Origin of the sequence: Pseudomonas baetica, assembly GCF_019733355.1 — a bacterium.
Taxonomy (GTDB): Bacteria; Pseudomonadota; Gammaproteobacteria; order Pseudomonadales; family Pseudomonadaceae; genus Aquipseudomonas; species Aquipseudomonas baetica_A.
Window position 1 is genome coordinate 204,285 of the sequence record NZ_JAIHLQ010000003.1, and the last position, 21,079, is coordinate 225,363.

Below are 21,079 nucleotides of genomic sequence, written 5' to 3' on the forward strand. Positions count from 1 at the left end.
GACCGCATGCTCTGACCGGACTCAAGCTGGCTGTGCACGAAGTACCAGCCTGGACTTCTCGATGGCTTTTTCCAGATTGGCCATTTGACAAAAAGACACGATGTTCGAGTTTTTTATAAAGTCGAAGTTAATGATGTTGCACTTCTTCGCCCAGTCCGTTTTGGTGGGATCAAACCAGGTGTCCAGTTCATTCAGAATTCGCTGCGGGCCACCGACTGTATAGCTCGTCGCAGACAGCGACCAGAGGCGCCACCGGGTCGGTGGTTTGTCTAAAACGTCTGTGATGTAACGGTGCAGATCAGAAACACTGACCAGCGATTGGTCAATCCATTTGTGTTGGATCTGTTCATGAAAGCGGTGGTCTCGGGTGTCCCAGCTCATGGGGGCCGCCACCAGGATCCTTTGCAGGGGACTGATTTCCTTTAACTGGCCTAGTGTCAAACCTGCGTTTTCTTGCACAATCATCCGTTCGCCCAGATGTTTCAGCATTAATTGTTTGAATTCTTCGTGATTGAACTCACTGCTGCCTCCTTTGAGTTCATGGAAGTCCAGAATGATGAATTCATTGGGACTTCTTTCCAAAAACGCCAGGACCGCGAGCATGAGATCGCCAAGGTTGCGATCGGAGCGATAGCCGTTGTGCTGAAAGCGAAACTTTTCCAGGCCCTGGCCTTCTTTGTCATAAATCAATCGTGCGTCCAGCGCTCTGGCGCCACGATTGAGTTGCGAATAAAAAGAAATGTCCTGGCACGCAAGCCAGTTCTTGCCCGGGATCAAGGAAAAGGAAGCTTCCCAGTCACAGCCAGCGTTATGGGTGCCGGGTAGTGTCAATTCACGCAGTGACAGATTGTCGATCTGCGGGGTTGCAGTGATCCATTGAGTCAGGGGTAAGTCGTTCGATTGGAAATCACTCATGTTGTACATCCTGCAGAATTAATAATAAGGGGATCGACGTTTCGATATGCAGGATGTTTATAGTGGATGACGCTTGATCAGCCAATGTTTGTTTGAATGCAAGTTGTTTAATGGTTATGGTGTGGTTGGGATTTCGTAATTGGTTGGATGTGTGAGTTTGGCTTTTTCAACGGCTTTCTCAATGTTTGCATTTTTGCAATGCGATACAATCCTGGCGTTTTCAATGAAATCAAAATTGATAATGTTGCATCTTTTAGCCCCGTCGGTGCAGGAAGGGTGAAACCAGGTGTCTAGATGGCCGAAATGCGTTGTGGTCCGCCAAGCGTATAGCACGTCGCGGAGAGTGACCAAAGCCATCGTTTGTCCGGGGGGGGCTTAAAACACGGTCGATGTAGCGGTGCAGGTCAGAAGCATCAACAATGGATTGCCCGATCCACCGATGAATCGCTGCATCATGAATCCGTACCTCCTGATACAGGCTCGGCAAGTAATATTCGTTGCCGAGGCGCACGTGCCTTCAATTGACCAAGGGTCAGATGCAGGGATTGCAATGGAATGAGTTGCTCGCCCAGCGTGCGGGGCTAACAGTAGCCGCCATGTTGGAATCTGAGCCGTTCAATGCCTCTCGCTTGGCTGTCATAAATAATCAAAGGTCGAGTACTCTGGCGCCACGATTCAATTGGCCAGCAAAAGAAACACCCTGACAGATCAGCCAGTTCGGACATTGGATCAGTTGATCGTAAGAGGCGTTCCAGTCACAGCCGGCATTATGAGCGCCGGATAATATCAACTCGCGCAGTGACAAGTTGTCATTGTTCGGTATTTTACTCATCCAGTCATGGCCGGTGAGTCTTTCAATGTATCCATTATTCCTGTTGTGTGTCCTGCATGTGGTGATAGTTGGGCTATCTGAAGTGACATGCAGGCTGTTTATAGGTGTCAGGGTTTGAAGGTGCAATATCCATATTAATGCGAGTTGCGTGGTCGTGCGGATTCACTCGTTACGGGTCGGCTGGGTATCGCGGTTTTTTGCTTCAATCCACTGAGCCATATATTGAGTACTTTTATGAGCGTGATGGCGCAGCATGCTGCCAATAAAGTTTCGAGCCCTGTGTTCATGTAAGTGTTTTTGGCAATAACTCAGCTTTTCAATTAGCGCCGGCGCGTGTGTTGCCCGTTGGTAACGCTTGTCGAGTAGCGCGGCTCCGGCCAGGTGGGCTGCTTGCCAATCTGCCGAGCAGCGATAGAGACGTACGGCGTCGTCGGCGAATTGCGCTGCGCTGCGGGTGATAGCGCCCGGCCAGGGTTCTTCGTCATGCATGCCTTCCGCGCCAATGGGGGTGGTGACGCTGGGCGTACCGCACAGCATGGCGTCCACCAGTTTTCCCTTGATACCAGCGCCAAAACGCAGCGGTGCCAGACAGACCCGCGCCGCTGACATGACCTGTAACGCGTCCTCCGCCCAGTTCATTACGTGAAAACCCTGCGCTGCATTGTGCAGTGCCATGGCTTTAGGGGGCGTGTAGGCGCCATAGATGTGTAACTGCGCATCCGGCAGTTGTTGACGGATGAGTGGCCAGATCGTGGATTTCATCCAGAGTACGGCGTCCCAGTTAGGCGCATGACGAAAGTTGCCGATGCTGAGAAAGTGCGCCCGAGCCTCAAGCGGCTTCGGTTCAGTGGTTGGCAATTCCACCATCAATGGGCACCAATGCAGCAACGCCTGTGGCAATCCGAATTGTTTGACCAACAACTCGATTTCTACTTCGGAGATCATCAGATTCAGGTCGCAACGATACAGCGCCGCAATTTCCCGTTTGGCCAGATCGGTGGTGGCCATCAATTCGAATTCTTCGCGCAAGGCCGGCGCAAACAAATCGCTGAAATCATCCTGATCGGCAGAGACTTTCAATCGGTCCTTGAGTCGCTGATGACGGGCATGGCGCAAGCTTTGCAGATCTGACGTTTCCAGCACCCTCAGGGCGTCAGGACAGTATTTTTCGACGCGCCAGCCGAACTGCTCTTCCATCATGAACTGGTCGAACAGCACGATATCTGGACGTAGCTCGCTGATGAACATATCGAAGCTGCTGTTGTTCAGTTCGATCGACACTTCGCGGATGCCCAACGCGTCAAGATCGGCTTTATGTTCTCCGGGGCTGGCGGGGCTGCCGAAAGTGATGTCCCAACCTTGCTGCACAAAGGTGTCGAGGATCTGCATGACGTGCCCGCTTGCTGCCGAAGAACGGGGCTCGGGCCAGACATAGCCGATGACCAGAACTTTGGTGACGGTGGGCTGAATCATGAGTGTGATCCTCGGCAGCAGACAGGTAGGCAAAAAAGGGCGCAATTAAACCACAGAGGTGGCTGCTCGCGCCTGACCTTCGAAGTAAAACATTCTTTGGAGTCTCGTCCATAAGCGTTTACCCATTGAGCAACGATGGACGCTAAAGTTTGTGTGTTTTGCTCTCCGAGCGGCAATGTAAAGAATGCTAATAACTATGGCCTATGTAACTTTTGGCGAGATTGGTAGTTTCTTGCTCGTCCACAGTAGTTAAGTAAGTGCAGTTCGCATTTTATGCTGTGCGGAGAGAAAAGCATGAGTAAGCAATTACCAGGTATTTACGATGATGCCGACGATTCGTTGTTGTGGTTGCTGGATCCATTGGCGGATCTGGAAGCAGTTCTGACAACACCCAGAACGGAAACTGTCATCCTGGCCACGTCTCAAGAAGATGTGGTCGATGGTGTTAATGCAAAAGAAATGGCCGGAAAAATACTAGAGGGTTGTGCAGTCATCACGGACCCCGTGAGTTTTGATCCCGCCTATTTTATCCGCGAGTGCATTGATGAAGCCGTATTGAGTATTGTGTCCGATGAAAAGACGCGTGAGCGCATTCAATATGACTCCCTCATAGCGGTTAAATATTACGAGTTGGAGCCGCCCGCGCGCAGCGACTCGCTGGTGGGTACTAAAAAGCCTGTTGTCTGGAAAGAGAGAAAATTCACGTTGGCGGAGATTTGTACTGACTATCATCTGCGGCAACTGAAAGACTTTTACGGGAAAGAAGTGCAATGGCCAGACTACTATCCTTCCGAGTTGGTCGCTATTTTCAACGACGCGGATTTTCAGACTGACTTCAAGCTCTATGTAAACGATCGGCTGCAAAATCCAGCTGTTAGTGTTTTCGGTAGACTGCTGAAAAAAGCAGAGTTGAACAAACTGGTCGTTGAGTTTATCAAGAGTGGCACGCGTTCACCTGAAGATCAGATCGTCGCTTACGAATATCTCAAAGGCCTGATAAAACCTCGGGTTATCAACTTGCACAGTGATCCCGATTTGAACGTCGATAACGCCGTGTTTATCGGTCGAGGGAGTCTGGATCGAGGCGTGGTGTTCTTTCTCGGTGAAGACAGCGCCGCGTTCGAGTTCCCCGCCGGTCATGACGCTAGAGGCAAGTTCGTGGAGAGCAATGCTGATTTTCAGAAACGGTTGTTAAAGCGCGTTGCGCTGCGCGATCAGCAAAAATCGTATGTCCATGATTTCAAGTATCGGGGTATGGAATTCCCACTTTTTGCAACACGTCCAAACTATCGGGAGTTGGTGTTTCGATCCAGTTCGGATATAGGTCAGGATTTATTCGATCGTCAGATCAAACGGGCACTGGCCGATATTGATACGCTGGTTTCGACCCAGGCCGAACGCTGGACCGATTTTGCTCTGGAGGCTGCGGGATATCTTCTGCAAATTATTGCGTTTACCGCCTCTTTGCCTTACGGCGGGACGGGAGCGTTTGCTTCCGCCCCGATACGTATGCTGATTCCGTTCCTGGTGGGGCTTGGGAGTTCTGCGACGGACTTGATCCGCGCCGAAATATCGGATGACCCTTCTGAAGCAGAGCGCCTGAGGATCAGCGCGGCGATCGGCGTGCTGGCCGAACTGGCGGGGCCCATTGCTGAAAGGCTCATCGGTAGAGCATTGTCGACAGTCGCCAAGAAGGAGATCGGCAAGCGAGTTATCCTGGCGCTCAAAAACAGCAATCGTCCCTCCGTTTTCCGCGGATCGGCTACGCGTCTTCGTCGACAGTTGGCGAGCACTGCCGGAAAGGAAATTCCCGAGGCTGGCAAAGGTTTGCTAGTCGCCGGTTATCTGGATGAGTTGGCCGGAGGGCCTGGCGTGGCACAGACATTGGCGACCAATACTCAGGTTGTGCGCCTTTGCGGTCCGGAAAAGGGCTTCGTTTATCAGGGCTTTGTTTTTCGGGGTGACATGCGCGATCCGTCGATCATTTTCGAGAGGGGATTCAGTCAGCGCGTTCGAATCAAACACCTTGACCAGGTCAATGGTTTGAAAGGTGGCTATGGCGGTGCCCACGATGCGCTCAGCCCCGACGGCGCGGGTATTTCCACCTCTGCTTTCTATAAAAAGGACGGCGCGGGCGCTTTTGTATATGGGGGCCAGAAAGGTGGATACACCTATTTCATCGACGCACGGCAAATGGAAGGTTTTCATCTGTATGCCAATACCGAACTTGCCTTTCGGCCGCATTCGGGCTTGAAGACTCTACCCCCCTTGGAAATCAATTATGCGGTCGATCTGCCGCCGGGCTTGATTCTGGGGACGTACGATTCGCATGGAAAGTTCATTTCGAACCCCAAGGCAATCAACCGAGCGATCGCAGCAAGCGATACCGGTCTGTTGACAGGTGGCGGGCGAGAGGTAGGTCACAAATTCCGCCAGCCATTGGACGGTGAAGAATTATTCTCCAACCTTGATTTCGGTAACGAATCGGTAAGCGCCCAGGAAAGTAGCGCGGCTGCTCAGCAATCTGTCCGAGCGCCGGCACAACCGGCGCCAGCGAAGGTGAGTATCGATGACATCACCGCCTTCAGGGAGCGGCAAAAAGCCAAGCGTGATCGCACGAGTGGTTAAGACTTGAGCAACCAGAGGGCTCGTCCACTCTGGTACCCCGAATAAACGCGGCAGACAGGCTTCAAAGGTGTTCATGAACCAAAACGGCAGAGCCGGTTTTCAGTGTTCCAGAATGCCTTTGACCTTGTCCCTCAACTGGTCAATCGAAAAGGGTTTGCCAATAACTTGCATACCCGCCGTTACATCGATGTTTTCCGCGTATCCACTGGCAAACAGGATTGGCAGAGCAGGCCGCAACAGGCGTGCTTGATTGGCCAGTTCACGACCATCCATACCCGGCAGGCCCACATCGGTCATCATCAAGTCAATGTGTTGAGCCTCATCATTAAGAAGCTCCAGCGCCTGCTCGCCACCCTCCGCCTCCAGTACCTCGAAATCCAGTTCCTCCAGCACATCGACGATCAACATGCGCACGATGGCATCGTCTTCTACTACAAGGATGGTGGATGCGTTGGCGGACATAATAAAAGCTCTCAAGGGTGGGATTCAGGGGCGTCAGCCGATCAGATGTGATGGGCTCATGCATGAGTAAGTGGCGCATAGCCACAAGTTCCCGGATCGATACAAAAAAGATTAGCTGCATACGGGCGAGCAAGGATAACTGTTGGCGTGACGCAAGACGCGGGCATTTGTAGGAATTTGCTGCTCAAACAGTCAGAAAAATAGATCCACGTTGCCGTTTTGGGGCAAACTCTGTGATTTTCAACAGTTCGACAAGGCTGCCACATGTCCTCTCCGTCTTCGGTTGATGAGCAACGGTTCCGCAAACTCCTGAGTCGCAACGTCAGCCTGCCGCTGGGTGTTGGCGTGCTCAGTGCGGTGTTCTTCGTGTCGCTGATCACTTATCTGCTGTCGGTCATCCAGTGGGTCGAACACACCGACCGCGTGATCAATAACGCCAACGAAGCGGTGAAGCTCACCGTGGACCTGGAAACCGGCATGCGCGGTTTCTTGCTCAGCGGTGATGAGCATTTCCTTGATCCCTACGAAACAGCCAAACCGCGAATCAACGTGGCGCTTAATACCTTGCTCGAGTTGACCGCCGACAACCCGGTGCAGACTGATCGTTTGCGCCGTCTCCAGGCGTTGCAGGCCGAGTGGGCAAACTATGCAAAATCGATGATCGATTTGCAGCGTTCCAGCGGTGACTATAAAGCGGCAGTCCAGGCCGGGCGCGGCAAGCGCCTGACCGACGAGATCCGCAAGCAGTTCGAAGACGTGATCGATATGGAGCAGCAGTTGCGTGCTTCGCGAAACGAAGACGTGCGCCACACCACGATCTGGAGCATTACCCTTTATCTGCTGTTTGTTGCCGGCATCAGCGGGCTGCTGGCTTATATCGGTCGTCGTGATTTGCTCAATTTGTCCAACAACTACAGCGCCAACCTCGCCGCGCAGCAAGCAAGTGCCGGGCGTCTGGAGCAGCAAGCATGGTTGCGCAACGGCCAGACCGAGTTGGCCGAGCAGGTGCTTGGGCAACTGACACTCAATCTGTTGGGCCGCAATATTCTGCAGTTCTGCGCGCAATACCTGGGTACTGCCGTGGCGGCACTGTATGTGCGTGAGGAACACGGCGGTCTGAAACGCGTGGCAACTTACGGCTTCTCCCGCGAGCAGGAAGGGCAGGAACAGTCGATTTACAGCGGCGAAGGCATCGTGGGTCAGGTGGCGCAGCAGGCGCGACTGATACGCCTCGATTCGGTACCCACCGATTACTTCAAAGTCAGTTCTGGTCTGGGTGAGGGCCTTCCACATAGCGTGCTTGTAGTGCCAACCAGTGACGATGAACGGGTCAATGGTGTGATCGAACTGGGCTTCTTGCGTCCACTCACCGATCGCGATATCGAATTGCTGGAGCTGATTGCCGGCAACGTTGGCACGTCTATAGAAGCGGCGCGCTACCGTCAGCGTCTGCAGGAAGTGCTCGCCGAAACCCAGCAACTCAACGAAGAGTTGCAGGTGCAACAGGAAGAGTTGAAAACTGCCAACGAAGAGCTGGAAGAGCAGTCGCGGATCCTCAAGGAATCCCAGGCGCATCTTGAAACCCAGCAAGTGGAGCTTGAGCAGACCAACGAGCAGCTCGCCGAACAGGCACAGACCCTGGCCGAGCAGCGCGATGCCATGGACCTGAAGAACACCGAATTGAATCAGGCTCAGGTGCAACTCGAAGAGCGCGCCGAAGAGTTGCAGCGTTCGAGCAAGTACAAGTCCGAGTTCCTTGCCAACATGTCCCACGAACTGCGCACGCCGTTGAACAGTTCGTTGATCCTGGCCAAATTGCTCGCAGAAAACCCGCAGGACAATCTCAGCGCCGAACAGGTCAAGTTTGCCGAGTCGATCTACTCTGCCGGCAATGACTTGCTCAATTTGATCAACGACATCCTCGATATCTCCAAGGTCGAGGCCGGAAAGCTTGAAGTGATTCCGGAAAACACCAGCGTTGCGCGTCTGGCCGACGGCCTGCGCAGCGTGTTCGAACCCATGGCGGCAGATAAGCGACTGACGTTCAGCGTCGATCTGCTCCCGGATGCGCCGACGTTGTTGTTTACTGACCGCCAGCGTTTGGAGCAGGTGATCAAGAACCTGCTGTCCAACGCCTTGAAGTTCACCGAACAGGGCTCTGTCAGCCTGACCATCAGCGGTCAACCCAACGATCACATTGCCTTCATCGTGCGTGATTCGGGCATCGGTATTGCGGCGGATCAGCAGGAAAGTATTTTCGAGGCGTTCCGTCAGGCTGATGGCACCACCAACCGCAAGTACGGCGGCACCGGCCTGGGCTTGTCGATTTCCCGGGATCTGGCGACGCTGTTGGGCGGCTCGATCAGCGTCAGCAGCGTGCCGGGGCAGGGCAGTGTCTTCACCCTGGTATTGCCGCAGCAATACAACGAGTTCAGTGAAGTTTCGACCGAGCTTCTGACCTTCACGCCGCCGCCACAGGCATCGACGGCGGCATTGGCGCCTGCGGTAGTGGTTTCGCCCATGGCTGCGGTGCCGATCCCGCGTTTTGCCGATGACCGCAACAACGCGCCATTCGCCACCCGTTGCATCCTGGTGGTGGAAGATGAGCCGAACTTTGCGCACATCCTTTACGACCTGGCCCACGAACTCGGCTATCAGTGCCTGGTCGCCCACGGGGCGGATGAAGGTTATGACCTGGCCAAAGAGTTCGTGCCGGACGCGATCTTGCTGGACATGCGCCTGCCCGACCATTCCGGGCTGACGGTGCTACAGCGTCTGAAAGAACACGCCGAAACCCGGCACATCCCGGTGCATGTGATTTCGGTCGAAGATCGTGTCGAAGCGGCGATGCACATGGGCGCCATCGGTTATGCGGTCAAACCGACCACCCGCGAAGAGCTCAAGGACGTATTTGCCCGTCTCGAAGCCAAACTGACCCAGAAGGTCAAACGCGTGCTGCTGGTCGAAGACGACGATTTGCAGCGTGAAAGCATCGCGCGGCTGATCGGTGATGACGATATTGAAATCACCGCTGTCGGATTGGCGCAGGATGCGCTGGAGCTACTGCGCACGACGATTTTCGATTGCATGGTCATCGACCTGAAGCTGCCGGACATGCTCGGCAACGACCTGCTCAAGCGCATGTCCACCGAGGATATCTGCTCGTTTCCGCCGGTCATCGTGTATACCGGGCGCAACCTGACCCGCGACGAAGAGGCCGACCTGCGCAAGTACTCGCGCTCGATCATCATCAAGGGCGCGCGCTCGCCGGAACGCTTGCTCGATGAGGTGACACTCTTTCTGCACAAAGTCGAATCGCAGTTGTCCCATGAACGGCAGAAGATGCTCAAGACCGCGCGCAGCCGCGACAAGGTCTTCGAGGGACGTAAAGTGCTGCTGGTGGACGACGATGTGCGCAACATTTTCGCCCTGACCAGTGCTCTGGAGACAAAAGGTGCAGTCGTGGTGATCGGTCGTAACGGTCGCGAAGCGATTGAGAGGCTGAATGAAGTCGAGGACATCGACCTGGTGCTGATGGACGTGATGATGCCGGAAATGGATGGTTTCGAAGCCACCCTTGAAATTCGCAAGAATCCGCGCTGGCGCAAACTGCCGATCATTGCGGTAACGGCCAAGGCCATGAAGGACGATCAGGAGCGCTGCCTGCAGGCAGGCGCCAACGATTATCTGGCCAAGCCCATCGACCTGGATCGCCTGTTCTCGTTGATTCGCGTGTGGTTACCGAAGATGGAAAGGATTTAGTGGAACGCGAGAATTCAATGCATCGAAATAGCGAAATCGAATTGCGGTTGTTGATCGAGGCCATCTACCTCAAGTACAGCTACGATTTTCGCGACTATTCAGGCGCTTCGATCAAGCGCCGGGTCCAACACGCGTTGAGCCAGTTCGAGTGTGCAACGATTTCGGCATTGCAGGAAAAAGTCCTGCACGACCCGACCGCGTTCATGCAACTGCTGCAATTGCTCACTATCCCGGTCAGCGAGATGTTTCGCGATCCGTCGCACTTTCTGGCGATTCGCCAGGAAGTGGTGCCACTGCTGAGGACTTATCCGTCGATCAAGATATGGATCGCCGGATGCAGTACGGGCGAGGAGGTCTATTCGATGGCGATTTTGCTGCGCGAAGAGGGCCTGCTGGATCGGACGATCATTTACGCGACCGATATCAACCCGCGCTCGCTGGACAAGGCCAAGCAGGGGATTTTCTCGATGGAGAACGTCCGCGCGTACACGGCCAACTATCAGCAGGCCGGTGGCCAGCGGTCATTCGCCGACTATTACACGGCCGCGTATGGCTACGCGATTTTCGACAAAAGCCTGTGCGAGAACGTGACGTTTGCCGATCACAGTCTGGCCACTGACAGTGTGTTCTCCGAAACCCAATTGATCTCCTGCCGCAACGTGCTGATCTACTTCAACAAGAAGCTTCAGGATCGCGCGTTCGGGCTGTTCCATGAATCACTTTGTCACCGCGGGTTTCTGGTGTTGGGCAGCAAGGAGACGCTGGACTTTTCCAATTACGCGAACAAGTTCGAAGCGCTGGTCAAACAAGAACGGATCTACCGCAAGTCATGAACGACGCAGTGGAGTTACCTCGAATCGAGGCAATTGTGATCGGTGCTTCCGCCGGTGGCGTAGAGGCATTGCTGACCTTGCTGGGGCCATTGCGACCGGGGTTTGTGCTGCCGATTATCGTCGTGTTGCACTTGCCGCAAGAGCGCCGCAGCCAGTTGGCGGAAGTCTTCTCCCGACGTCTCGACATACCGGTACAAGAGGCCAGTGATAAACAGAACATTGCCGCCGGCACCGTGTATTTCGCCACGCCGGGCTATCACCTGTCGGTGGAACAGGATCGAAGCTTGTCTTTGAGTCTCGAAGACCGCGTGCATCATTCCCGGCCCTCGATCGATTACCTCTTTGAATCCGCAGCCGACGTTTACGGGCCTGCACTGGCTGCTGTGTTGCTGACCGGCGCCAATCACGATGGCGCGCGCGGACTGGCGCAGGTCAAACGCCTTGGCGGGCTGACTATCGTCCAGGACCCCGCTGACGCGCAGGTCGCCACCATGCCTCAAGCTGCACTGAACGTTCTGCAGCCGGATCATGTCCTACCCATTCACGGCATCGGCCGTCTGCTAGTCGAGCTGGAACGAATCGCATGCTGAGTAATATTCAAGCCAAACTGCTGATCGTCGACGATCTGCCCGAGAATCTGCTGGCCCTCGAAGCGCTGATCAAGCGCGAAGACCGCATGGTCTACAAGGCGCTGTCGGCCGACGAAGCGCTGTCGCTGTTGTTGCAGCATGAGTTCGCGATGGCCATTCTCGACGTGCAGATGCCGGGCATGAACGGCTTCGAGTTGGCCGAGTTGATGCGCGGTACCGAGAAAACCAAGAACATCCCGATCATTTTTGTCAGCGCTGCCGGCCGTGAACTGAACTATGCGTTCAAAGGCTACGAAAGCGGGGCGGTGGATTTTTTGCACAAGCCGCTGGATATCCACGCGGTGAAGAGCAAGGTCAATGTTTTCGTCGACCTGTATCGCCAGAGCAAGGCCATGAAGCAACAGGTCGAGGCGCTGGAGCAGGCCCGCCGCGAGCAGGAAGCGCTGCTGCAAAAATTGCAGAGCACCCAATCGGAACTTGAGCAAGCGGTGCGGATGCGCGATGACTTCATGTCAATCGTCGCCCACGAAGTGCGCACGCCGCTCAACGGCCTGATACTCGAAACCCAGTTGCGCAAGATGCACCTGGCGCGCGATAACGCCGCCGCGTTCGCACTCGACAAGATGCACGCCATGGTCGATCGCGACGAGCGGCAGATCAAAAGCTTGATCCGGCTGATCGAAGACATGCTCGACGTGTCGCGCATTCGTACCGGCAAGTTGTCGATCCGGCCGAACCGTTTTGATCTGGTGCAACTGGTCAGCCACCTGCTGCAAAATTTCGCGCAGCAGATTGAAGCGGCGCAAACCGAAGTGTCTTTCACGGCGTCAGAGCCGGTAGAAGGCAGTTGGGACGAATTCCGAATCGAACAAGTGATTTCGAACCTGATGACAAACGCTTTGCGTTATGGGGGCCAAAGTCCGATTCAGGTGCGGGTTTACCGTGAGGGTGACGAGGCGAGGGTCGAAGTTCAGGACCATGGGATCGGTATCAGCGAGGAGAACCAGAAGCGTATTTTTCAACAGTTCGAACGGGTTTCCGCCAAGACGGTAGTGGCCGGGCTCGGATTGGGTTTGTTCATTTCCGAGCAGATCGTCGCCGCCCATGGCGGTTCCATCGTCGTCGAGAGTCAAATCAACGAGGGCGCCCTGTTTCGCGTTTGTCTGCCGATCGAGGAAAACGGCAAACCCGACGCAACCTCTGAGTGACCGCACGGTCGTATCAGCAGCTATTGACCGAACAAAGGCTTCCCATGAGCGTAGATGCACAAGATGTAGTACTTATCGTCGAAGACGAACCGAATATCTTGATGATTCTTTCCATTTATCTAAAGGATCAAGGGTATCGCGTGCTCGAGGCCGAAAACGGAGAGCAGGCGTTCGAAATCCTCGCGAGCAAGCCACATTTGGACCTGTTGATCACCGACTACCGCTTACCCGGCGGCATCTCCGGCGTGCAGATCGCCGAGCCCGCCGTGAAGTTGCGACCTGATCTGAAGGTGATTTTCATCAGCGGTTATCCGCAGGAAATCCGCGAAACCGGCAGCCCGATCACACTCAAGGCGCCGATTCTGGAAAAACCGTTCGATCTGGATGTGTTGCAGGAAAAGATTCAGGAGTTGCTGGCTTGAGCCACGCTCGCTGAACTGAATCCACACCAGGAGCTGCCGCAGACGCCGACCTTTTGATCTTGTTGTTCAAAGTCAAAAGATCGCAGCCTTCGGCAGCTTTTACTTTTCCGGGTTCAGTTTTTGATCATCTCGCGTACCTTGGCCGTCAGCAGATCAAAGGTGAAGGGTTTGGTGATCATCTGCATGCCCGAGTCCAAAAAGCCTGCACGTACGGCCGCATGCTCGGCGTACCCGGTGATAAACAGGACTTTGAGCCCCGGTCGGTATTGCCGGCCGATCTCCGCCAGTTGCCGACCGTTCATGCCTGGCAAGCCGACATCGCTGATCATCAGGTCAATACGCTGAGGTGAGTTGATAATCGGCACCGCACCGTCGGCATCCGCGGCTTCCACATAGGCGTAACCCAACTCACTGAGCACGGCACTGACCAGCAAGCGTACCGCCGGGTCGTCTTCGACGATCAGCACGGTTTCGCCATCCATTGCATGCGGGGCCTGGAGGGTATTGCTGGCGGGGTGCTCAAGTTCTTCACCGCGAAAGCGCGGCAGGTAGAGGTTGACGGTGGTTCCTTGATCGATTTCGCTGTCGATCGAGACATGTCCACGCGACTGCTTGCTAAAGCCATAGATCATCGACAGGCCCAGCCCGGTACCTTGCCCGATCGGCTTGGTGGTGAAAAACGGATCGAATGCACGGTTGATCACGCTTTTGGGCATGCCGCTGCCGTTGTCGGTGACGCTCAACATCACATAATCACCGGGTTCAAGATTGGGATACGCCTCGGTGAATTCACGGTGCAGCACCTGGTTGCTCGTTTCTACCACCAGTTTTCCGCCCTCGGGCATCGCGTCGCGGGCATTGATCACCAGGTTGAGCAGGGCGCTTTCCAGTTGGTTGGGATCGGCCTCAGCGACCCACAGCTTGTCGTCCAGGCGCATGTCCAGATGAATGCTTTCGTTGAGGCTGCGTTGCAGTAGTTCGCCCATCGACATCACCAGGCTATTCATCTGCACCGCTTTGGAGTCGAGCGACTGCCGACGCGAAAACGCCAGCAGACGGTGCGTCAGGCCGGCGGCGCGGTTGGCAGAGGTCACGCCTAGATCAATCAGGCTGTCGAGGTCTTCGGTGCGCCCTCGGGCCAGGCGACGGCGCAGCAGCTCTAGGCTGCCGATGATCCCCGTGAGCATGTTGTTAAAGTCGTGGGCGATACCGCCAGTAAGCTGTCCGACGGCTTCCATTTTCTGCGACTGACGCAATGCTTCTTCGTTATGGCGAAGTTGCGCGGTGCGTTCCTCGACTTGTTGCTCAAGGGTTTCGAGGGTTGATTGCAGGCGGCGTTCGCTTTCGCTCAGGTCGATCAGGCGGTCGCGGGCTTCGTACTGTCGACGTCGACCGCGCAGGGCAGTCGAAACCATGCTGACTAGCGTGGCCGGATGAAACGGGCGTTCAAGGAATGTAACGTTGCCCAACTGGCTACTGAGGTGCGAGGAGGGGGCTTGTTGCTGCCCGCCATGGTGGGTGAGCAATATGATCGGTAGGTCCGACCACGCCGGTTGTTGTTCCAGATACACAAACAACGCTTCCAGCTCTGGCCCATGCAAGGCTTCGGCAGCGATCAGCAGCAGGCCGGCACCCTGCTCAAGCTGAGTGCATAGCGAGCCAAGATCGGGTGTGATCAGGCCACCGTAACCGGCCTCGTTGAGGATCATCAGCGCAATTTGGCTGTCGCGGCCCACCGGTGCCAGAATCAGCGCCTGTTCGGCCAGCGGCATGGTCTGCGTCACAAGTTATCTTCCCGAAGCAAAGGTTTGCTCGCGCCAAGGTAGGTCGGCACACCGCGCAGTACGCCTTGAAAAGCGTCCAGCGGTTCGCCGATGGTCATGCCTTGCGACGAAATACGGTATTCGCGGATTGTCGATTCATGGCTGCCGGTACGTTTCTTGATGATCGAGATCGCCCGGCGAACTTTGCCGATCGCTTCGAAGTAGCGCAAAAGGATCACCGTATCGGCCAGGTAAGTGATATCGACTGGCGCCTGCATATCGCCGACCAGCCCATGCTGGGCAACGGTCATAAACGTCGCGGCACCTTTGCGGTTCAGGTACAGCAACAATTCGTGCATGTGCAGCACGAGGGCGTTCTCTTCCGGCATCGCGGCTTGATAGCCGTTGATGCTGTCGATCACCACGGTTTTGATATTGCCTTCATCGACGCAGCGGCGCACACGATGCGAGAACTCGCCGGGCGAAAGTTCGGCGGCATCGACCTGCTCGATCAGCAGATTGCCCGTGGCCCGTAAGGCCTTGAGGTCGATGCCGATGTTTTTCATGCGCTCGAACAGCAACCCCAACTCTTCATCAAAAATAAAAAGGGCTGCTTTTTCACCGCGGGACACGGCTGCGGCGGCGAAAATCATCGAGATCAGCGATTTACCGGTACCCGCTGGACCAAGAATCAAGGTGCTGGAGCCGGCTTCGATGCCACCCCCGAGCAGGGCATCCATTTCCTTGATCCCACTGGTCAATTGCAGGCGGGAATAGTCGCCACGGTGTTCGGCGGCCACCAGTCGAGGGAACACATGCACGCCGTCGCCCATGATGGTGAAGTCGTGGAAACCGCCACGGTACTTCTGGCCGCGATACTTGACCACGCGAATGCGGCGCCGCTCGGCACCGTAGTTGGGCGTGATCTCTTCGAGGCGAATCACACCGTGGGCGACACTGTGTACGGTTTTGTCCAGTGATTCGGTCGTCAGGTCGTCGAGCAGCAAGACCGTGGCGTCGTAGCGCACGAAGTAATGCTTGATCGCCAGGATTTGCCGGCGGTAGCGCAGAGAGCTTTGCGCCAGCAAACGAATTTCGGAAAGGCTGTCGAGTACCACGCGTGTCGGCTTGAAGCGTTCAACCACTTCAAAAATCTGCTTGGTCGCTTCGCCCAGTTCCAGGTCGGAGGAGTACAACAGGCTCTGCTGGTGCTCGGCATTGAGCAGGCTTTCAGGCGGTGTCAGCTCGAAAATTTCAATATTCTCATCAAGCTCCCAGCCGTGGGAAAGCGCCCCTTGGCGTAGCTCACGCTCGGTTTCCGACAGCGTAATGTACAAACAGCGTTCGCCGGCGAGCGCGCCTGCCATAAGAAAATGCAGAGCGACCGTGGTTTTGCCGGTTCCGGGCTCACCTTCGAGCAAGAACACATGTCCGCGAGATAAACCACCGGCCAGGATGTCGTCCATACCCACAATGCCGGTAGCGGCTTTTGCACTGATCAACGCGTTAGATGTAGACAAAAAATGCCCTCTCATGACTAGGGGAGTCGAGGCGCTTTATCGAAAGCGGTCGCCTGATCTACTTGACCCCTTGGCGAGATGGCGGTTCAGAATTTTCTTTGAACGCTCGTTCAGAGCCCTTGCTGCAACGCGGGATCGTCGGGGTTCAGTTGTTCGAGTTGGGCCAGCAGAACCTGCACATTCTGCAGTTGGCCGCTCTCTTTCCAGTAATTGATCAGCAACACCCGTGCTTTGCGATCAGCGGGATGACGCTGAACGATTTCCTGTAGCTGCTTTTGCGCGGCTTCCAGTTCCTCGGCGCTGTGCAGCGTCGTGGCGAGGTCGTAGCGGTAATCCTTGTTGTCAGGTTCCAGTTCGACCGCTTTGGACAGACCGAGCAGGGCGTATTCGCGCTGACCGTGGTGCAGCAGCCAAAGACCGAGGGCATGTTGCAGATACGCGGAGTCTGGCTGGGCTTTGAGCTGTCGGGCGAGCAATTGTCGGGCTGCGTCAGTCTGTCCCTGGCGGTCAAGCACATCGATCTGCATGACCAGCGCCTGCAGGTTGCCGGGTTCCAGACGCAGCGTATTGTCCAGTGCAACCTGAGCGTTCTTGAGTTCAGCGTTATGGATGTAAAGGCGAGCCAGTTGCGCATAATTGGCTGCACTTTCAGGTTGGCCCTTGAGCACTTGCTCCCAGCCGTCAATCGCCTGCTGCAGCGGAGCGAAGTACAGGCCTAGCTCATCAGGCGTCAAACCGAGCAGGGCGTTGATCGCGGCAAAACGAACGGTTTGATCCTCATCATCAAGCATCGGCCCCAGCAGCAGGCTGCGTTCGCCGCCCGGAACCAGTCCAACGACACTATTGATTGCCGCTGCACGCACCTTGGGCGCTTCGTTCTGCAGGTCCGCATCGGCGAGTTTCAAGGCCAGCGGACTGGGGTAGTTAGCCAGTTCGTCATGCAGCCAGACGCGTCGCTTGACCGACAGATCCGCACGCCCCAATTGTTGATACAACTGACGTGCCGCGCCCGCTTGACCGGTACGGGCGGCGCTCAGCGCTTCGCTGTAACCATGCCTGATCGCGTCCGGGATCACTGGTGCGCTGCTGCGCAGGGATAGCCAGGCCACGGTGATAACCAGCACGAGGCCTAGGCTGATGAGCAGATAACGGCGGGACTTGAGCATGCAGGATTCCGAAAACAGGCGAACTTGAGCGCAGCGGCAAGCTTCGGTCAGCCCGGCCTGTGAGTCAAACCCGATACATGCGAATCGGCCTACAAGTCGCGTCGACTCTATGAGTCGTGAAGTTTTCAATGCAGTGTCTACGCTTGGAGGAGTTGTTTCGACGAGTGTGCCCATGCAAGCCCTGCTCAATTACTTCAAGGCCGTGATACATCCTGGTCAGGCGATCCTGCTGTTTGCCTTGCGCACCATCGCGGCGGGGTTGCTGACGCTGTATCTGGCGTTTCTGTTCGATCTCGACCAACCCAAGTGGTCGATCATGGCGGTCGTCATTGTCAGCCAGCCGCTGGCAGGGATGGCGCTGGCACGCAGTTTCGGTCAGGTGATCGGTACCACCCTGGGGGCGGCCGTCGCGGTGTTGATCATGGCGATTTTTCCGCAGGCGCCGCTGCCATTCATTATCACGCTGGCCTTGTGGCTGGCCTTGTGCACGGCGGGCGGCACTTTGCTGCGCTACACCAGCTCCCAGGCATTTGTACTCAGTGGATATACCGCTGTGGTGGTGGCATTACTGGCTATTCCCAATCAGGACGGCACCTTTCTATTGGCCATCACCCGCGTCACCGAGACCCTGCTGGCCGTGGCGTGTGTCTGTGTGGTCAGCTTGCTCACGGCGCGCCCGGAAGCCGTGGCCAAGGGGTATTTCGCCAAGGTCGACCAAGTGATCAAACTCGTCGCCAGCCACGCCGCTGCCGTGATTCGCACAGAAGAAAGCGAAGCCGAATTTCAGCGCCGACAAATGCAGTTGCTCGGTGAAATCAGCGTCCTCGAAGGGCTGCGGCGCCACCTGTATTTCGATGCTCCACGTTTGCGCAGTGCCAACAATCTGGTGTTGCTGCTGGGCAACCAACTGATGTTGCTGACGTCGCGGTTGACCGCATTGAGGCATCAGCGCGAACTGCTCACCGAGCGCTGGGAGGGCGATTTGCCTCTCGATGTCCAGCGCCTGCGTGCCGCTGAACTGGCGCTTCTCGATCAGTTGGCGGAGCAGGGGAGGTCTATGCCTGCCGAGACGCGGCATCACTTCGTCACGCTGCAACAGCAGTTTGAAGCATTGGCTTACCAGGCCGAACAGTTGACCGAAGACCTGAGCGCGCCCCTGCGCTCACTGGCTTGGGCGTTGCGCTGGGAGCAGGCACGGCTGTTGCAACAACTGGAGCAAATCCTCGAGTTGAGCGACGCGATTCAGGAAGGGCGTGAGGCCAGTTGCCTTTATCGCGGTCAGGCCAGCCCACTGCATCTGGATTTCACGCTGGCCACCATGAACGCTGTCCGAGCCTTCACCGCTTTGCTGGTGGCCGGGCTGATCTGGATCGAAACTGCCTGGGACGGCGCCCGTGGCGGGATGATCCTGGTGGGGATTCTTTGTTCGCTCATGGCGACTTTCCCGCGACCGCTGATGGCCGCGCAAAGTTATGCCCGTGGATTGGGGTTGGCACTTGTGGTCTCGGCGGTCTATCAGTTTATGCTGGTGCCGGCGATCAGCGATTTCGAGTTGTTGGCGTTGGTACTTGCCCCTCTGCTTTACGTGATCGCGGTCGGTTTGGCGAGCCCGGCGACTGCCGGGATCGGCATGGGGCTGGGGCTGTCGAGCTTTCTTCTCCTCGGCCCACAGAATGTCGGCACCGGGCAGAACACGGCCATTCAATGGTTCGAGTTTGCCGGTGCCTATGTCAGCGCGGCGATGCTGGCGCTGATCGTCTATGCCTGGATTTTTCCGTTTCGCCCGGTTTGGCGAGTTCGCCGGTTGTATAACGAGGCGCGCGAGCAGGTCTATGAACTGACCAAAACACCGGCCACCGACGAACAACAATTCGCCTTCGAAAGCCGCATGGTCGACCGCCTGACCAGCATGCTTGGCTTGCTGCCGGCAGCAAATGAGCGCGCCATGCAGCAGCTATATGAAATCAGTCTGGCTTGCGTAGCCTTGGGTGTGGCCACCCACCAGCTCAGGCAGCAGGCGCAGAACAATGCACTGCTGACGGATGCGTTCAGTCAGCGTTTGTCTTCAAGCCTGCGCAAGACCGGGCGCTTTGTGGCGGGTCGCCACGACGCGCAACTGGCGCCGTTGCTGGTCACGCTGCACGGGTTGGGGGATGAGCTGGATGATTTGCACGTCGCCAGTCATGAACATTTATGGTCGGTGTTCCGCATGCGTGTAGCTTTGATGATCGTCGTGTCATTCCTTGAGCGCCATGGCGAACAGTTGCAACGTAATGCCCCGGAAGGAGAGCCTGCCCTTGCCCATTGATTTCGAGATTGGCGGCGTTTATCTGCCACCGATTGCCCAGGCCCTGTTGCTGGCCATACCGATATTCATGTTGCTGGACTGGGTTTTGCGCCGACTGGGGGTGATGCGACGGGTCTGGCATGAAGCACTTTTTGAGGGCGCGTTGTATGCCTGCGTCTGTGCCACGCTGATTTTGCTGATGGGAGCCTGATGCCTTGAAAGTGTTACTTGCTCGATTGACGACGTTGGCGGTGGTGATACTGGCAATCGTGCTCGGCTGGTTTGCCTGGGAGCATTACACCCGCGCGCCGTGGACCCGGGATGCCCGGGTGAGGGCGGACGTGGTGACGCTATCGGCCGATGTTTCCGGACGCATCGTCAGTCTGGCAGTGCAGGACAACCAGCATGTCGACAAAGGCCAATTGTTGATGGAGATCGATCCGGCACGCTACCGATTGGCGGTAGAGCATTCGCGGCGCGCGGTTGAAGTGGCAAAGGCCACGCTGGGGCAGTCGCAAGCCGCGATTGTTGCCAGTGAAGCACTGCTCAAACAGCGTCAAAGCGAAGAGCGCCGGCGGCGTACGCTCAAACAGGGCTTTGCCATCTCCGGGGAAGAGTGGGAAAAATCCAGTACCGATGTGGCTGTTGCCCAGGCTGATCTGTTGCGCAATCAGGCCAACCTCGGATTGGCCGAGGCCAACGTACAACTGGCGATTGCGGCGCTGACCCAGGCGGAGCTGGACTTGCAGCGCACCCGCGTCGAGTCACCGGTCAGCGGCTATGTCACCAACCTGTTGACGCGTCAGGGTGATTACGCGGTGGCCGGTGGCGCGCTGTTGGCGCTGGTCGACAGCGATTCGTTCTACGTCAGCGGCTATTTCGAAGAAACCAAACTGCCGCGAATCGAGGAAGGCGATCGGGTGCGGGTTCAGTTGATGAGCGGTGAAACCTTCGGGGGCACGGTGCAGAGCATCGCCTTCGCCATCGCCGACCGTGAAAACGCCCCGGGCAGTCGCCTGCTGGCCAACATCAATCCGAGTTACACCTGGGTGAAACTGGCGCAACGGGTGCCAGTCCGGATCGAAATCGACGGTGACTATGCCGGCAAGAACCGCTTGCGGGCAGGTACCACCGCCACAGTCACGATTCTGGAAAACAAAAAAGATCAGGCACAAAAAAGCCCCGCGACCGAATGATACGCGGGGCAAAAAATTTGGT

General features: G+C 56.2%; 15 protein-coding genes. 9 read left to right on the forward strand and 6 right to left on the reverse strand.

Translation table 11 applies throughout. From position 1 onward, the window contains the following. Window positions 1-21 precede the first annotated feature (21 nt). Both K5E40_RS04400 and K5E40_RS04405 read right to left on the reverse strand, forming a co-directional pair. Window positions 22-915, reverse strand: a complete 894-nt coding sequence (locus tag K5E40_RS04400; RefSeq protein WP_401132886.1) for a phospholipase — start codon at window positions 913-915, stop codon at window positions 22-24. A 994-nt stretch (window positions 916-1,909) separates the two neighbouring features. Beyond that, on the reverse strand, window positions 1,910-3,220 hold the full coding sequence (locus K5E40_RS04405; RefSeq protein ID WP_221729799.1) for a glycosyltransferase: 1,311 nt from the start codon (window positions 3,218-3,220) through the stop codon (window positions 1,910-1,912). Window positions 3,221-3,514: 294 nt separating this feature from the next. Here K5E40_RS04405 and K5E40_RS04410 point away from each other — a divergent pair, with 294 nt between their 5' ends. Continuing rightward, window positions 3,515-5,848, forward strand: coding sequence for a hypothetical protein (locus K5E40_RS04410; protein WP_221729800.1), 2,334 nt, complete (start codon window positions 3,515-3,517; stop codon window positions 5,846-5,848). A gap of 99 nt (window positions 5,849-5,947) precedes the next feature. Here K5E40_RS04410 and K5E40_RS04415 read toward each other — a convergent pair whose 3' ends face one another. After that, the gene (locus K5E40_RS04415; RefSeq protein ID WP_221729801.1) at window positions 5,948-6,310 is read right to left on the reverse strand and encodes a response regulator; all 363 of its coding nucleotides are present in this window, start codon (window positions 6,308-6,310) and stop codon (window positions 5,948-5,950) included. 264 nt (window positions 6,311-6,574) lie between these two features. Between K5E40_RS04415 and K5E40_RS04420 the strand changes: the two genes are divergently transcribed. The 5 genes from K5E40_RS04420 to K5E40_RS04440 are packed head-to-tail and all read left to right on the forward strand — an operon-like array spanning window position 6,575 to window position 13,125. After that, the gene (locus K5E40_RS04420; RefSeq protein WP_221729802.1) at window positions 6,575-10,072 is read left to right on the forward strand and encodes a response regulator; all 3,498 of its coding nucleotides are present in this window, start codon (window positions 6,575-6,577) and stop codon (window positions 10,070-10,072) included. 17 nt (window positions 10,073-10,089) lie between these two features. Then, window positions 10,090-10,905, forward strand: coding sequence for a protein-glutamate O-methyltransferase CheR (locus K5E40_RS04425; RefSeq protein WP_260455511.1), 816 nt, complete (start codon window positions 10,090-10,092; stop codon window positions 10,903-10,905). Continuing rightward, window positions 10,902-11,495, forward strand: coding sequence for a chemotaxis protein CheB (locus K5E40_RS04430; protein ID WP_221729804.1), 594 nt, complete (start codon window positions 10,902-10,904; stop codon window positions 11,493-11,495). The genes K5E40_RS04425 and K5E40_RS04430 overlap by 4 nt, the downstream gene beginning before the upstream one ends. Then, window positions 11,489-12,703, forward strand: coding sequence for a hybrid sensor histidine kinase/response regulator (locus tag K5E40_RS04435; RefSeq protein WP_221729805.1), 1,215 nt, complete (start codon window positions 11,489-11,491; stop codon window positions 12,701-12,703). Before K5E40_RS04430 ends, K5E40_RS04435 begins: the two co-directional genes overlap by 7 nt. A 44-nt stretch (window positions 12,704-12,747) precedes the next feature. Further along, on the forward strand, window positions 12,748-13,125 hold the full coding sequence (locus K5E40_RS04440; RefSeq protein ID WP_221729806.1) for a response regulator: 378 nt from the start codon (window positions 12,748-12,750) through the stop codon (window positions 13,123-13,125). A 113-nt stretch (window positions 13,126-13,238) separates the two neighbouring features. Here K5E40_RS04440 and K5E40_RS04445 read toward each other — a convergent pair whose 3' ends face one another. The 3 genes from K5E40_RS04445 to K5E40_RS04455 all read right to left on the reverse strand — a co-directional run bounded on the left by K5E40_RS04445 (window position 13,239) and on the right by K5E40_RS04455 (window position 17,574). Continuing rightward, window positions 13,239-14,909, reverse strand: coding sequence for a response regulator (locus tag K5E40_RS04445; protein ID WP_221729807.1), 1,671 nt, complete (start codon window positions 14,907-14,909; stop codon window positions 13,239-13,241). Further along, window positions 14,906-16,408, reverse strand: coding sequence for an ATPase domain-containing protein (locus K5E40_RS04450; RefSeq protein ID WP_221729808.1), 1,503 nt, complete (start codon window positions 16,406-16,408; stop codon window positions 14,906-14,908). The genes K5E40_RS04445 and K5E40_RS04450 overlap by 4 nt, the downstream gene beginning before the upstream one ends. A 110-nt stretch (window positions 16,409-16,518) precedes the next feature. Further along, window positions 16,519-17,574 (reverse strand): tetratricopeptide repeat protein, encoded by a 1,056-nt coding sequence (locus K5E40_RS04455; protein ID WP_221729809.1) that lies wholly within the window; start codon window positions 17,572-17,574, stop codon window positions 16,519-16,521. Window positions 17,575-17,746: 172 nt separating this feature from the next. Between K5E40_RS04455 and K5E40_RS04460 the strand changes: the two genes are divergently transcribed. Genes K5E40_RS04460 through K5E40_RS04470 form a run of 3 tightly spaced genes read left to right on the forward strand, consistent with a single transcriptional unit; the run spans window position 17,747 to window position 21,057 of the window. Next, complete coding sequence (locus K5E40_RS04460) at window positions 17,747-19,882, forward strand: FUSC family protein (protein ID WP_221729810.1); 2,136 nt, start codon at window positions 17,747-17,749, stop codon at window positions 19,880-19,882. Then, entirely contained in the window at window positions 19,872-20,072 is a 201-nt protein-coding gene (locus tag K5E40_RS04465; protein ID WP_221729811.1) for a DUF1656 domain-containing protein, read from the forward strand. Before K5E40_RS04460 ends, K5E40_RS04465 begins: the two co-directional genes overlap by 11 nt. Window positions 20,073-20,076: 4 nt before the next feature. Then, window positions 20,077-21,057 carry an HlyD family secretion protein gene (locus K5E40_RS04470; protein WP_221729812.1) on the forward strand — a complete coding sequence of 327 codons (981 nt, stop codon included), beginning with the start codon at window positions 20,077-20,079 and terminating at the stop codon, window positions 21,055-21,057. Window positions 21,058-21,079 lie beyond the last annotated feature (22 nt).

Coding starts and splice junctions, on each gene's coding strand:
- K5E40_RS04420 (WP_221729802.1), top strand. CDS start 6,575: ATGTCCTCTCCGTCTTCGGTTGATGAGCAACGGTTCCGCAAACTCCTG.
- K5E40_RS04435 (WP_221729805.1), top strand. CDS start 11,489: ATGCTGAGTAATATTCAAGCCAAACTGCTGATCGTCGACGATCTGCCC.
- K5E40_RS04460 (WP_221729810.1), top strand. CDS start 17,747: ATGCAAGCCCTGCTCAATTACTTCAAGGCCGTGATACATCCTGGTCAG.
- K5E40_RS04410 (WP_221729800.1), top strand. CDS start 3,515: ATGAGTAAGCAATTACCAGGTATTTACGATGATGCCGACGATTCGTTG.
- K5E40_RS04405 (WP_221729799.1), bottom strand. CDS start 3,220: ATGATTCAGCCCACCGTCACCAAAGTTCTGGTCATCGGCTATGTCTGG.
- K5E40_RS04440 (WP_221729806.1), top strand. CDS start 12,748: ATGAGCGTAGATGCACAAGATGTAGTACTTATCGTCGAAGACGAACCG.
- K5E40_RS04415 (WP_221729801.1), bottom strand. CDS start 6,310: ATGTCCGCCAACGCATCCACCATCCTTGTAGTAGAAGACGATGCCATC.
- K5E40_RS04455 (WP_221729809.1), bottom strand. CDS start 17,574: ATGCTCAAGTCCCGCCGTTATCTGCTCATCAGCCTAGGCCTCGTGCTG.
- K5E40_RS04430 (WP_221729804.1), top strand. CDS start 10,902: ATGAACGACGCAGTGGAGTTACCTCGAATCGAGGCAATTGTGATCGGT.
- K5E40_RS04425 (WP_260455511.1), top strand. CDS start 10,090: ATGCATCGAAATAGCGAAATCGAATTGCGGTTGTTGATCGAGGCCATC.
- K5E40_RS04400 (WP_401132886.1), bottom strand. CDS start 915: ATGAGTGATTTCCAATCGAACGACTTACCCCTGACTCAATGGATCACT.